This window comes from Rhizobium sp. 05N49 (assembly GCF_056396805.1).
The window spans coordinates 228,247-241,122 of record NZ_JBFTME010000004.1 but is presented as its reverse complement, the minus strand read 5'-3'; the positions used below and the strand labels follow the sequence as shown (position 1 = coordinate 241,122).

The following is a 12,876-nucleotide window of genomic DNA, read 5'->3' as shown; positions in this document are numbered from 1 at the left end:
CGTTCAGACCTTACTTGGCGCCGTAGAGATCAGCGAAGGTCTTCAGCGTTTCCTTGCGCTTGCCGTAGACAGCAGCCGTGTCATACTTCAGGAGCGTCAGGTCGCCGATCAGCGGACGGCTGGCGGCAATGTCGGTGCGCGATGGCATCAGCATTTCGCCGGCAACAAGCGCCTGACCTTCGTCAGAGAGCATGTAGTCGATGAACTTCTTGGCGTCGTCCTGGTTCTTCGACCAGTTCATGATCATGGCCGGGCGCGGTGCGATGACCGTACCGGACTTCGGGAACACGACTTCGATATTCTCGCCCTTCTTCTGGGCGGCAAGAGCGATGTAGTCGACGGCGCCGAAGACGACGGCCTTTGCGCCCTGCAGAACCGGGTTCAGGGCATCAGCATTTGCACCGGCAATGATGGCGCCGTTAGCCTGCAGAGCTTTGAAGAGCTTCCAGTCGTCCTGGCCGGCGAGGGCAGCAGTCAGCTCGAAGGACGAACCGGACTGCGCAGGGTCCGGGATATTGACGAGATCCTTGTATTCCGGCTTTGCGAGGTCAGCCCATTCGGACGGCTTCGGCGTGCCGCTCTTGGTGTTCCAGACGATGCCGAGAGCCGAGATGCCCTGTGCAACAGCGCCTTCGGACTTCAGGAAGTCCGGCACCTTGGCAGCGTTCGGGCTTGCATAGCTGACAAGCCAGCCGCGCTTGGCGAAGTCGTTTGCCGTATCCCAGGAAGCCGAGATGACGACGTCGACAACCGGGTTAGCGGCTTCGGCTTCGATACGCGCCATGACCTTGCCGGTCGTTGCCTGGAAAACATTGACCTTGACGCCGGTCTGCTTGGTAAAGCCAGCCGACAGCTTGTCGATCAGGCTCTGCGGGCCAGCGGTGTAAACGGTGACATCGGCATGGGCGACGCCGGCCATCAGGGCTACGGCGACAACGCCAAAAGTGATGCTCTTCAATGACTTAAACATGTTCCAATTTCTCCTCTATGGATTGGTGTATTTCCCGCTGAAACCAGCGGATCTGTGCGGCGTCGATCTCAAGGCCGATTACCTCGCCGGCACGAAGCTTCACGCGGCTAAGCACCTGTAATTCCAGGCCGGGCAGGCCGGAGAGCGAAACGCTCGCCAGGTGCCCGTCGCCGCGAAACTGCGAGCGCAGCACAGTGGCGGCAAGGCGACCAGCAGAGACTTCGCCGGCGGAGATGGAGGCCACCGGGAGCAACACGCGGGCGCTGTTGCCGGCGATGCCCGCAGCTTCGGTCAGCACAATATCGCTACCCTTGAAATACCAGGCCGAACCGCGCCGCTCGATATCCGCAAGGCAGCCAAGCCGCAGGAAGTCGGCGACCTCGGGCGTTGCCGGACGCTCGATCAGATCATCGGGCGACGCCAGCTGCTCGATCAGGCCGGAGCGCATGACTGCGACCTCATCGGCAAGCGTCAGTGCCTCGCTATGATCATGCGTCACATAGATTGCCGTCAGGCCGAGCGTGGAGATGAGTTCGGCAAGTTCACCCACCATGTTTTCGCGCAGTTCGCGATCAAGATTGGAAAGCGGTTCGTCGAAAAGGATGAGCTGCGGTTCGGCCACGATGGCGCGCGCAATTGCCACGCGCTGTTGCTGGCCGCCGGAAAGATCGCTCGGTCGCCTGTCTGCGTAGGCAGCAAGCCCGACGCGCTCGAGTGACCGCATCGTCCTCTCGTGACGCTCGGCTTTCCCGATGCCACGCATTTCCAACGGAAAAGAAACATTGCCGCCGACCGTCAGATGCGGCCAGAGCGCATAGTCCTGAAAGACCATGCCAAGCCCGCGCCGCTCCGGCGGAACGAAGGCACCGGTCGAACCGTCGGCAACTGTCGTGCCGGCAATTGAAACGGAACCCCTGGTCGGCACAAGCAGCCCGGCGACCAGCCGCAAGAGCGTAGTCTTGCCGCAGCCCGAAGGGCCGAGCAACGCCAGCGTCTTGCCCCTTTCCAGAGAAAAATCAATGCCTTTGAGGATCTGCGTTGGCCCGTAGCTCAATTCCAGACCCGCCGCGGCAACGGCACAGGACGATCGAATTGAAGGGGCGTTCATGGGAAGACCAAATGTCGCTTTAAAGAAAGTATGGCGACATTTAGGCACCCCGGATGACAGCTCTGCGACAGATATATTTCAGTTTTGTGACAATATCTTCTGGACAGGAGGACGTCGGCGTTTCGTGCCGGGATGACTAAGACGCAGCCCCCCGTAGCCGCGCCTTGCCGCCGGCCATCTTCAACGCAGTTTTCATGCCGTTTCGCGGCTTCAGCACGCACAAAAGCAACGAATTTGCATTTTCGGTCGCACGCAACCATTTAAGATGCATGATCCGCGGGAGATGTCGCRACCTCGCATGTGCCGGGACGTTTACTGAAAACGAACCATACCGGCTTGCATTCTGAGCCAAAAGCCGATTGCTTAGGAAAATCTACTTCTTCTTCGGCTAGCCGTTAGAAGAGTGCGAGGGGATATAGGCAAACCCGTGGAATTCTGCAGCTTCGCATCGGGATCGATGGTGATTACGATGACGAAGCGGGAAAGCTGGTTTGAAGGAAAATGAGTAACGATCTGTTTCAGGTGAAATTTTGGGGCGTTCGGGGAAGCATCCCCGTATCAGGCCCGGAATTCGACCGATATGGAGGCAACACCTCCTGCATTGAAATTCGCTGCGGCGAGCACCGGATGCTGTTCGACGCGGGCTCTGGACTGCGCGAGGCCGGCCTCTCGCTCATTGCTGACGAAGTCCGCGATGTCGATCTCTTCTTCAGCCACTGCCATTACGATCACATCATCGGCCTGCCCTTCTTCAAGGCGATTTACTACCCTTCGATCAACGTCAACATCTGGTCCGGCCATCTGGACGGCAAGATGAGCACGCGCGAGATGGTCGAGCAGTTCATCAGCCCGCCCTGGTTTCCGGTAAAGACCGATATTTGCCAGGCGACGATGAACTTCCGCGATTTCCATGCGGGCCAGACGCTGACGCCGCATGCAGGCGTCGAAATGCAGACCTACATGCTGAACCATCCAGGCGGCGCGATCGGATATCGCATCAACTGGAAGGGCCGCATAGTGTCGCTGATCTACGACATCGAGCACATTCCGGGCACCTACGATCCGGTGGCGCTCGAGATGATGAAGGACGCCGATCTCGTGGTCTACGACTGCACCTACAATGAAGACGAGATGCAGCGCTTCAAGGGCTTCGGCCACTCCACGTGGCAGCACGGCACTGAACTTGCAAAGATGGCGGGCGCTAAGCGCTTCGCCCTATTCCATCATGCGCCTTCGCGYACCGATGAGCAGCTTGCCGTCATGGAAAGCGAGGCGCAGGCCGCCTTTGCCGGCGCCTTCGCTGCCCGCGACAATCAAGTCGTCGACATCTGATCCCGCACGAGTGCGGTGGCAGAGACCCATTCCACCGCGGGATGGCCTGCCGTCGCCTCGAAAAGTTCGCCGAGGAAATCCCAGGCGGCCGCGTCATGCACCAGATGATGTGCAAGCACGCCGATGGGCTCGTTGCCGCCCTCGAACCGATCCTGCAACTCCGCGACCAGTTTGCCGATCAACTCTGCGATCGGCCGCCCGCCGCGGGTGCCGTGCCAGTCCATGAGATCGACATGGGAGTTGACGATGGCGATCGGACTTTCTCCCTTGGCGCGTCCGTAAGTGGAAAGGGATTCGAAGCCAAGCGCAGGCAGTTTGGGAATGAGACCCTTGTCTATCCGGTTCCAGGGCGGAACCAGCATTGTCAGGAAGCGCGCGGGGTAGAGATCCCTCAGCTTCAGGAAACCTTCGTAGAGCTCGCCGAGGATGGTTTCTTCCAGCCGTGATCCGCCGAGTTCCTGCTTCTTGTCGTCAGGTCCGGAATGATTGTGATGGGCCCAGCCGTGAACTGCCACGCTGACATGTGCCTCATCCGCAAGCCTCTGAGCGAGTGGCATGCCGGTAAAGGCCGGAATGACAGCGAGCGTGAGGGGGATGCCGTAGTTTCTCGTCTCTCCAAGCAGTCGCTCGAGCGCCGCCGTCGGCTCGATCGCATCGTCATCCCGCAGCCAGAGCCGTGCGACGCGGCCAGCGTCGCGCCAGCGCTCCAGCTCCCGATACAACGGCTCGCGGAGGGTGCTATCGATCATGTGCTGCTCCTGCATGGTTGAGGATCAAATCCAGTTCATGTGATGCGCCGGCAAGCGAACGCTCTCCGATAACAAAGCGTCGGGCGGCAGATGCCATGGCGTCACGGCGCGTCCGGTCATCCAGCAGTCCGGCAACGGCCCGCGCGTAGGCTTCCACATCGCCAGCAGGCGTCAATAGCCCGGTCACATCGGCCTCCACGACGGCGGGCACGCCGGCAGTTCCCTGCGCCACGACAGGAAGCCCCGCTGCCTGCGCTTCGAGATAGGCAAGTCCATAGGCTTCACCGCAGCCCGGCCAGACATAGATGCCGCTCTTCGAAAGCAGGTCGGCTATCTCTTCCGGCTCCCTCTGGCCGAGCCAGTCGATACGACCGGGGGCAAAGCCCGCAAACAGCGCCTCCACCTCAGCTCTTAACGGACCGTCGCCAATGATGCCGAGCGTCCAGGGCCGATCCTCGATCTTGCGCAGTGCCGCAGCGAGCATCGTGTAGCTCTCCATCTTGTCACCGGCCCGCATCATCGCCACGCTCGCCAAGCGTTGCGGAACGGGAGCAGGCGTTGCCGCTTCGAAGAGCACTGTGTCGATGAAAGGTTTTACTCCGGCAATACGCGCTTCGGGAAAGACGTCCTCCAATCCTTTCCGGTCGCGTTCGGTAAAGGCGATATTGACCGCCGCCTGACGGATCGCCTCGCCGACCGGCTTCTGAAACAATGCCCAGCCCATCGCGTCGCGCTTGCGCGAATAGGAGGCTTCGGCGGTCACATAGGGAATGGTGAATTCCGCAGCGATCGCCGGTCCGAAGAGATCGGGGGACTTGTAATAAGGATGATAGCAGAACCAGAGTTCCGGCTTCGGCTCGTCCCGCCATTTGTGCCGAAGCCGCTGGAGCTCCTCCCCGGCCCTCGATAGCGCTTCGGCCGCCGCTTCCGGCGTGCCGGCATGGATGCGGAATTGAGACACGACCTCGACTGAATGCCCGGCCATCTCCAGCGCCCGGATCAACAGCTGCGCCATCAAGCGGTCACCTGACGGCACCGGATGATCAGGCGATTTCATCGGCGCGTAGAAAGCGATCCTCATCGCGACACTCCGCGTATGACAGTGTGTTTCCAATCGGCGCTCACGCCGTAAGCGAAAATTTCCGCTATTGCCACTATCCTTGAACGATACAGGCAGGCATACCGAAGCGATCGTGATTAGACGAGACGATAATTCCGCCCTTTTTCGTCTTCTCTAGTGCATTTGCGATTTGAGCTTCAAGAACAGGAATTGATGACCACGGTCTGGGCCACAGGGATTTTTTCGGAGCGCACGATCAGGAAGGCCAGACTCGGTTCCGGCCTTGTGATGTTCGTCTTCATCATCCTGCATATGTCAAACCATGCGTTGGGGCTCGTTTCGCTGACGGCAGCCGACGATGCGCGCCGACTGTTTCTGGGGGTCTGGCGCAATCCGCTCGGCACTCTGCTCTTCTACGGCTCGGTCCTGGTCCATCTGACGCTGGTGCTACGTGGGCTCTATATGCGCCGCAGCCTCATCATGCCGAAGAACGAGATGGCGCAAATCGTTCTCGGCCTTCTGATTCCGCTTCTGCTCATCGACCATGTTATCGGCACACGCATCGTTCATGCGCTCTACAGCTATAGCGACAATTACGAGACGATCGTCCGCACGCTCTGGATCAACTCGCCGAAGGACGGTGTACGCCAGACTTTCGCACTGCTTGCCGTGTGGATCCACGGCTGTATCGGCATCCATTTCTGGCTGCGCTACCGGTCGTGGTACGTCAATTCCTCGTCGCTGCTTCTGGCCATCGCCATTCTCCTGCCGGTGCTGGCGCTGCTCGGTTTCGTCGAGATGGGCCGCACGCTGTCCGATCCCTCCTACGTCCAGTCGGAATCCGACCACTACGAAGAAACAATCAATACCCGCTACTACAACGATCCCGAGGCGCGTGAGGAAATCGCGAAGATCCGCGCCGGGCTCTTCGGCAGCTTCTCCGCAGCGCTTGCCCTCGTCATTCTGGCACGGGCGCGCCGCAGGTTGAAAGAGCGGGCGACCCAGGTCGCCGTTCACTATCCCGGCGGCGAGACGGTTCGTGTGCCACGCGGCTTTACAGTCCTGGAGGCTAGCAGGCTTGGCGGCCTGCCGCACTATTCGGTTTGCGGTGGCAAGGGCCAGTGCTCCACGTGCCGCGTCCAGATTCTCAGCGATTATTGGACCCTGCCGCCAGCCGACAAGCTGGAGCAGACGACGCTGAAGCGCATCAATGCGGCAGCCGATGTACGCCTCGCCTGTCAGCTCCGCCCGGACAAGGACTTGACCGTGGCGCCACTGCTCGTGCCGCAGACAGAAGCAGCCCTCCCCGCCAATAGCCAGGAAACCAGCCCCGGCCGCGAGCGCGACATCGCCGTACTCTTCTGTGACATGCGTCATTTCACGACGCTGACCGAGACCCGCCTGCCCTTCGACGTCGTCTTCCTGCTCAACCGCTATTTCGGGATCGTCGGCAAGGCGGTGGAACAGGCCGGCGGACAGCTCGACAAATTCATCGGCGACGGCGCCATGGCACTCTTCGGCCTCAACACCACGCCAGAGGAAGGCTGCCGGCAGGCTGTCGCGGCCGCAACCGCGATTGCTGCCGAGGTGGAAAAACTCGCCGCCGAACTTTCCGACGAACTGCCTTTGCCGCTGCAAATCGTCATCGGCATCCACGCCGGCCCGRCAGTCGTCGGCACGATGGGCTATGGGCGGGTGCGCAGCCTGACGGCCGTCGGCGATACGGTCAATGTCGCAAGCCGCCTGGAGACGGCCGCCAAGGAGCTCAATGCCGCGATCGTGATCTCCGAGCCGGTCGCAAAAGGCGCCGGCATTGATCTGGAACCGGTCGAAAGCTGCGAAATCAATGTGCGTGGACGGGCGCTGCCCTTGAAAGTCTATGTCATTCCGAGAGAGAAGGCCGCCGAACCGCTCAAGGAAAAGCAATAATGTCCGGCCAAGCGTGGCTAACTGGCAAATATTGGAGGCGTCGTTTGCGCAAGGCGCGCAATGCGCTGGCCACGCGTTTCTTCAACACCCGTTTTGGCCGCCGGCTGCTGATCGAAAATATCGGGACGCGCGTCATCTCCATGACGGTCGATGCCGGCGATCACCTGATGAGCTTTTCGCCAGCCGACTATATCGGCCGCAAAGTCTTCCGGAAGGGCCATTTCGAACGCGAGGCCGTCGATCGGCTGCTCGTGATCCTGCGCCAGCGCGGCTTGCTGAGAAAAGACAGCATGTTGCTCGAGATCGGCGGAAATATCGGCACACAGACCGTCTATTTTGCGCTCGCTCGGGCATTTTCCGGGATCGTCAGCGTCGAGCCGGACCCGCGCAATTTCCGCCTTCTGGAACAGAACATCCGTCAGAATGGGCTCGCGGATGTGGTACGCCTCGTCAACTGCGCCGCCGGCGAAGGTAAAGGCGAGATCGACTTCTTTCTAAACAGCGCCAATCATGGCAAGAGCAGCGCCATCCGCCAGAGCGCCAGCGACCAGAAGATCAGCGTTCCGGTGCGCTCCGTGACCGGCATCCTCGACGACCTCGGCATCGATCAGGCGTCCATCGGTCTCGTCTGGATGGATATCGAGGGGTATGAGCCGGTTGCCTGTCGCTCGATGCTGCCGCTGCTTGCCCGCCGCGCGCCGCTCTATATGGAGTTCACGCCGCTCTTCTACGGCCCTGAGGGCACAAAAGCCTTCATTCGCATGCTCGCCGGCTTCTACGAGAATTGTCTCGTGGTCTTCGAGGACCACGAGAAAGAGATGAAAGTCCGTGATTTGCCGGGCGCATTCGATCAATATGACGTGCTGTTCCTGCCTTAGACCGAACAAGAGCTATCCGGCTGACTGCATCGCCAGCGATTGATGGCAATGCACACCAGCAAGCACCCCTGAGGCGGAAGCAAGCGTGGCGTTGTGCATGGCGCTCGCCGCGTCGCCGGCGGCAAAGACACCCTTGACGGACGTTTCCTTGTTATCGCCGGTCCGGATGACAGGACCAAACGGACCGTCGTCGAAGACACAGCCAAGTTGCTCGGCAAGCGGACTGGCCATCGCCGTTTTCGGAGCGACAAACACGGCATCGAGCGGCACGATCCGGCCATCGGTGAGGCGAACGGCCTCAAGCCTGGGACTATCGCCCAATAATTCCACGACGGGGCTGCGCTCGATCCGTACGCCGCGAGCGGTCAGCCGCACGAGTTGCTCTTCATCGGGCTCGAATAGCGCTTGGGTGAAATAGGTTGTCTCTCCCCAGTCGGGAATCAGCATGGCCGAATGTGCTGAAAGCGGATGGTTTGCGAGAACACCGAGCCTGCCGCCGCTCACCTCATAGCCGTGGCAATAGGGGCAGTGCAGCACGGAGTGTCCCCATCGCTCCCGCAGACCGGAGATCTCGGGCAGTGTATCTCTGATCCCGGTTGCCAGGACGATGCGCGCGGCCCTTTCTTCGCCACCACCCTCGATGTCGATGACGAATTCGCCGCCATCGGCACGCGCATGAACAACCTCCCCGTCCCGAATGGTGACGGTCGGATAAAGCGCAAGCTGCCGCTTTCCCTCCCGCATGATCGCCGCCGGCGTCTGGCCATCCTGGCCCAGGAAGCCATGGGAGGCCGGCGAATATCGATTGCGCGGCGCCCCCGCATCGACAAGCAGAACCCGGCGCAACGCCCGGGCGAGCTGCATTGCCGCGGACAGGCCGGCGAAATTTCCGCCGACAACGATAGCCTCGTATGACATAGCACTCTCCTTCGACGACATCTCAATCATGAATCAACATAAGTTACATGAAGTGAAGCGGTCAAGTATCATGTTACTTGTCTTGTTACGATCCGCTTGTGATAATGGCGCATTCGATCGACAGGAATGAAACCTCATGCGCAATGACAGCCGCCTTTCACGCATGCTGCACGTGCTGATCCATATGGATCGGCATGAGCATTCGGCGACCTCTGAAATGATTGGCAAGATGCTGAACACCAATCCCGTCGTCGTCCGCCGCACCATGGCCGGCCTTCGAGCGCAGGGCTATGTCCGTTCCGAAAAGGGGCATGGCGGAGGCTGGACGCTGGTGCGTCCGCTATCGGAAATTACCCTGCTCGATGTCTATAACGCCATCGGCGAACCGAATCTTTTCGCGATCGGGCCGGCCGATGACCAGCCTACATGCCTTGTGGAGCAAGCCGTAAATGCCGTTCTCGAGGACGCGATGAAGGAGGCACAGGCGCTGCTCCTGCGGCGGCTGGGCAGCGTGACGCTGGACAAGATCGCGGCCGACTTCGAGGCAAAATTTGCCGAACGCTCGGCGACACCCTATTCCTGCGCCTCATGAGCGCGGATCATTTCCTGCGGTAGAGGAAATAGCGGCCTTCCTTGATGCCGTCGGGCAAAGGCAGAGGCAAAAGCTCGGCGTGCTCCAGCGGCAAGCCGCTGACTGCGATTCCGTGACGCGTAAGAACGCCAGCCATCAACTGCGGCAGCCAGGTCAGCGTGACGGCATCGATCTCGTCATGTCCGGTGCCGATATCGGCATGCGCGAGCGCAGCATTGATTCCGAGGAACGCCTGGCCGGTGTCGCGGATATTGCCAGTCACCATGTTTTCGGCCGGCGGTGTTGAGGCGGAATAGGAACGTATTTCCCAATCGAAGGCGATAATGCGGCGGTCGGGAAAATGCTCGCGCAGATGGTCGTAGGTGCGACCGTTGCCGAGGCCAAATTCGAGCACCGGCCCCTCCACCTCTTCCACCAGGTCAATGATCGCGTTGAGAATATCGCGTTGAGCCGTCAATCGGCGAATGAAGCTGTCGAGGCGGCTCATCTTGTCCCGTCCATCATAAAATATCTCAGCGGTGCTACCATATCGATGCAGTGTAAGTCGATTGCCGGAAACGCAAATTGCCGTTGCAGCGGTAACACGGGTCTGTGATAAACTCAGTCCCATGAACGAGATGTCCAACGACGCATTCTTCGCCAACGTGCCTGTCTTCAGCGACTTCGAAGGCGTGACCGATGAGAGCAACTATCAGCCGCTGCCCGAAGGATGGGTGCTGGCGATGGCCGATATCGTCGGCTCGACGAAGGCGATTTCCGGCGGCCGCTACAAGGACGTCAACATGGCCGGTGCCAGCGTCATATCCGCGGTGCTGAATGCTGTCGGCAAGGGCGACTATCCCTTCGTCTTTGCCGGCGACGGCGCGTTGATCGCCTTGCCCGTTTCGCTTGAGAAGGAAGCGCGCAAGGCGCTTGCCGCGACGCAGGTCTGGGTGAAGGAAGATCTCGACCTCGATTTGCGCATCGCCATCGTACCGATCGCGGATATTCGCGCGGAGGGTCTCGACGTACGCGTCGCCCGTTATTCGGCAAGTCCTTATGTCACCTATGCGATGTTTTCCGGCGGTGGCACGATATGGGCCGAGAAGAATATGAAGATGGGCCGCTACGGCGTCGAGAAGGCCGCACCCGGCACCCGGCCGGATCTGACCGGCCTCTCCTGCCGCTGGAGCCCGATCGAGGCCCGCAACGGAGAGATCGTCTCGATCATCGCCGTGCCTGGCGAGGACGGCCCAGGGCCGGAATTCCAGGCTCTTGTTACCGGCATCGTTTCCATCACCGCAGAACAGAACCGGAGCGGGCATCCCGTGCCGGAAAACGGGCCGGAGCTTGCCTTCTCGATGAAGGGTATTAATCGCGAGGTGAAAGCCACCGCACCTGACGGCAAGCGCCTGCGGCAAAAGCTCTTCATCCTCCTGCAGATCGGCCTGGTCGTCTTCCTGCATAAATTCGGAATTACCTTCACCCATTTCGACGCAAGCCGCTACAAGAGGGACGTCTCAGGCAACTCGGATTTCCGTAAATTCGACGATGGACTGAAGATGACAATCGATGTTGACGCCACACATCTCGCCCGCATCGAGATGCTGTTGAAACAGGCACAGGAAAAGGGTGTGGCGCGTTACGGCCTGCACCGCCAGTCGTCGGCACTGATGACCTGCTTCGTGCCGACGCCGCTGTCGCGCGACCACATGCACTTCATCGACGGCGCAGCTGGCGGTTACGCCGTCGCCGCCAGCCAGATCACCGGCAAGCAGCTTTCCGGCGTGCTCGTTACGCCTTGATGACATGATCGGCCGAGAGGCCGAGCCGGCTTAAGACGTTTCGGGTGTCGACAATCAGCTTGGCGCTCTTCGAAAGAGCCGCGTAGTCGATCATGTCATGGTCAGTCGCAATGAGAACCGCATCATACCCGGCAACGGCTTCCGGTGTCAGGTCGATGGATTTCCGGCCCTTCAGAGCCTGATATTCACGGGTCGACGGGATCTCCGCGACGAAGGGGTCATGATAATCCGCCTTGCCGCCCCGCTCTTCGATGATTTCGATCAGGCGCAACGACGGGCTTTCCCTGATGTCGGCAACATTCTTCTTGTAGGCGAGACCAAGCACGAGAACGCGAGAGCGGCTGAGTGCCTTGCCGGCACGAATATCCAGTGCCTCTGCCAGCTTGCCGACGACATAGCGCGGCATCGCCGAATTGATCTCGCCGGCAAGCTCGATGAAACGTGTCGGCAGCTCGTATTCGCGCGACTTCCAGGTGAGGTAGAAAGGGTCGATCGGAATGCAGTGGCCGCCGAGACCCGGGCCGGGATAAAAGGGCATATAACCGAACGGCTTGGTCTTGGCTGCGTCGATGACTTCCCACACATCGATCCCCATCGCGGCGTAGACTGTCTTAAGCTCGTTGACGAGCGCGATGTTGACCGAGCGGAAGATGTTTTCGGTGAGCTTGACCGCTTCCGCCGTGGCATTGGAGGAGACCGGGACGACGGTCGAGACGGCGGCACCATAGAAGGACTTCATCAGCGACAGGGCTTGCGGGCCGTCGCCTGCAACGACCTTCGGGATGGTCTCAGTGTGGTAATGCTGATTGCCGGGGTCCTCACGCTCCGGCGAGAAGCCGACGAAGAAGTCGGAACCGGATTTCAGCCCGGTCCCTTCGAGAATGACCTTCACGATATCATCGGTCGTTCCGGGATAGGTTGTCGATTCCAGCACGATGAGCTGGCCCGGCCGCAGATGGGCGGCGATCGACCGCGACGTCGCTTCCACGAAGGAAAGATCGGGATCCCGATGCTTGGTGAGCGGCGTCGGCACGCAGATGACGATAACGTCGCAATCCGAAAGACCGGCAAAATCACTCGTCGAGGAGAACCGCCCCGCATCGATCTCGGCCGCCAGCGCCTCCTTCGTCACCGCATCGATATAGGAACGGCGGGCATCCAGCGCGACGATCTTCTTCGGATCGATATCGAAGCCGGTCACGGCAAAGCCGCTGCGCGCCACGGCCATCGCCAGCGGCAGGCCGACATAACCGAGGCCGATGATGCCGGCGCGCGCAGTACGGGCCTCAATCTTCTTTGAAAGCGTCTCGAAGGTGGAAGAGCTTGCGTCCAAGGCCGTGCCTCTTGCGAAAAAGGAATCCGAACGCTGATCTAATGCATGATCGCAGCAAATAAAACCCGGCCTCTTTGGCAGCGCCTGACCCTCCCGCGGCCTGAATTCGTGAGCCGGATATAGACATAATGATTGGGGGCGGCCGATCCCGGCAACCGGAACGCACAAAAAATTTACTGATGCCATTGTTTCGCACTTTCAGCGTGCCTATTTTGGCAAATGA

12 protein-coding genes are annotated in these 12,876 nt (G+C 60.2%); 5 read left to right on the top strand and 7 right to left on the bottom strand.

From position 1 onward, the window contains the following. Nucleotides 1–10 precede the first annotated feature (10 nt). Entirely contained in the window at nt 11–970 is a 960-nt protein-coding gene (locus tag AC1DF8_RS10695) for an ABC transporter substrate-binding protein (RefSeq protein WP_478153408.1), read from the bottom strand. Beyond that, complete coding sequence (locus tag AC1DF8_RS10690; protein ID WP_478153406.1) at nt 963–2,078, bottom strand: ABC transporter ATP-binding protein; 1,116 nt, start codon at nt 2,076–2,078, stop codon at nt 963–965. Before AC1DF8_RS10690 ends, AC1DF8_RS10695 begins: the two co-directional genes overlap by 8 nt. A gap of 501 nt (nt 2,079–2,579) precedes the next feature. Here AC1DF8_RS10690 and AC1DF8_RS10685 point away from each other — a divergent pair. Beyond that, entirely contained in the window at nt 2,580–3,410 is an 831-nt protein-coding gene (locus AC1DF8_RS10685; protein ID WP_112546157.1) for an MBL fold metallo-hydrolase, read from the top strand. Here the strand turns inward: AC1DF8_RS10685 and AC1DF8_RS10680 are convergent. Together AC1DF8_RS10680 and AC1DF8_RS10675 are read right to left on the bottom strand one after the other, a co-directional pair. Then, nucleotides 3,392–4,159 carry a polysaccharide deacetylase family protein gene (locus tag AC1DF8_RS10680; RefSeq protein WP_113114503.1) on the bottom strand — a complete coding sequence of 256 codons (768 nt, stop codon included), beginning with the start codon at nt 4,157–4,159 and terminating at the stop codon, nt 3,392–3,394. The genes AC1DF8_RS10685 and AC1DF8_RS10680 overlap by 19 nt on opposite strands. Next, complete coding sequence (locus tag AC1DF8_RS10675) at nt 4,149–5,240, bottom strand: glycosyltransferase family 4 protein (RefSeq protein ID WP_478153404.1); 1,092 nt, start codon at nt 5,238–5,240, stop codon at nt 4,149–4,151. The genes AC1DF8_RS10680 and AC1DF8_RS10675 overlap by 11 nt, the downstream gene beginning before the upstream one ends. 192 nt (nt 5,241–5,432) lie before the next feature. On the opposite strand from AC1DF8_RS10675, the gene AC1DF8_RS10670 reads away from it, so the two are divergent. Next, nucleotides 5,433–7,148, top strand: a complete 1,716-nt coding sequence (locus AC1DF8_RS10670) for an adenylate/guanylate cyclase domain-containing protein (RefSeq protein ID WP_478153402.1) — start codon at nt 5,433–5,435, stop codon at nt 7,146–7,148. Continuing rightward, nucleotides 7,148–8,026: an FkbM family methyltransferase gene (locus AC1DF8_RS10665; protein WP_478153400.1), complete on the top strand. Its 879-nt coding sequence runs from the start codon at nt 7,148–7,150 to the stop codon at nt 8,024–8,026. Before AC1DF8_RS10670 ends, AC1DF8_RS10665 begins: the two co-directional genes overlap by 1 nt. A 12-nt stretch (nt 8,027–8,038) precedes the next feature. Here AC1DF8_RS10665 and AC1DF8_RS10660 read toward each other — a convergent pair whose 3' ends face one another. Continuing rightward, a complete protein-coding gene (locus tag AC1DF8_RS10660; RefSeq protein ID WP_478153398.1) occupies nt 8,039–8,944 on the bottom strand; it encodes an NAD(P)/FAD-dependent oxidoreductase in 906 nt (301 codons plus the stop codon). Between the two features lie 136 nt (nt 8,945–9,080). Here AC1DF8_RS10660 and AC1DF8_RS10655 point away from each other — a divergent pair, with 136 nt between their 5' ends. Continuing rightward, on the top strand, nt 9,081–9,536 hold the full coding sequence (locus tag AC1DF8_RS10655; RefSeq protein WP_478153396.1) for an Rrf2 family transcriptional regulator: 456 nt from the start codon (nt 9,081–9,083) through the stop codon (nt 9,534–9,536). A 7-nt stretch (nt 9,537–9,543) separates the two neighbouring features. Here AC1DF8_RS10655 and AC1DF8_RS10650 read toward each other — a convergent pair whose 3' ends face one another. After that, nucleotides 9,544–10,023: a class I SAM-dependent methyltransferase gene (locus tag AC1DF8_RS10650; protein ID WP_112546150.1), complete on the bottom strand. Its 480-nt coding sequence runs from the start codon at nt 10,021–10,023 to the stop codon at nt 9,544–9,546. 121 nt (nt 10,024–10,144) lie between these two features. On the opposite strand from AC1DF8_RS10650, the gene AC1DF8_RS10645 reads away from it, so the two are divergent. Then, on the top strand, nt 10,145–11,320 hold the full coding sequence (locus AC1DF8_RS10645) for a DUF3095 domain-containing protein (RefSeq protein ID WP_112968993.1): 1,176 nt from the start codon (nt 10,145–10,147) through the stop codon (nt 11,318–11,320). Here AC1DF8_RS10645 and AC1DF8_RS10640 read toward each other — a convergent pair. After that, the gene (locus AC1DF8_RS10640; RefSeq protein ID WP_478153394.1) at nt 11,310–12,653 is read right to left on the bottom strand and encodes a nucleotide sugar dehydrogenase; all 1,344 of its coding nucleotides are present in this window, start codon (nt 12,651–12,653) and stop codon (nt 11,310–11,312) included. The two genes, AC1DF8_RS10645 and AC1DF8_RS10640, sit on opposite strands and share 11 nt — an antisense overlap. Nucleotides 12,654–12,876: the final 223 nt, after the last annotated feature.

Coding starts and splice junctions, on each gene's coding strand:
- AC1DF8_RS10660 (WP_478153398.1), bottom strand. CDS start 8,944: ATGTCATACGAGGCTATCGTTGTCGGCGGAAATTTCGCCGGCCTGTCC.
- AC1DF8_RS10695 (WP_478153408.1), bottom strand. CDS start 970: ATGTTTAAGTCATTGAAGAGCATCACTTTTGGCGTTGTCGCCGTAGCC.
- AC1DF8_RS10650 (WP_112546150.1), bottom strand. CDS start 10,023: ATGAGCCGCCTCGACAGCTTCATTCGCCGATTGACGGCTCAACGCGAT.
- AC1DF8_RS10655 (WP_478153396.1), top strand. CDS start 9,081: ATGCGCAATGACAGCCGCCTTTCACGCATGCTGCACGTGCTGATCCAT.
- AC1DF8_RS10645 (WP_112968993.1), top strand. CDS start 10,145: ATGAACGAGATGTCCAACGACGCATTCTTCGCCAACGTGCCTGTCTTC.
- AC1DF8_RS10680 (WP_113114503.1), bottom strand. CDS start 4,159: ATGATCGATAGCACCCTCCGCGAGCCGTTGTATCGGGAGCTGGAGCGC.
- AC1DF8_RS10675 (WP_478153404.1), bottom strand. CDS start 5,240: ATGAGGATCGCTTTCTACGCGCCGATGAAATCGCCTGATCATCCGGTG.
- AC1DF8_RS10690 (WP_478153406.1), bottom strand. CDS start 2,078: ATGAACGCCCCTTCAATTCGATCGTCCTGTGCCGTTGCCGCGGCGGGT.
- AC1DF8_RS10665 (WP_478153400.1), top strand. CDS start 7,148: ATGTCCGGCCAAGCGTGGCTAACTGGCAAATATTGGAGGCGTCGTTTG.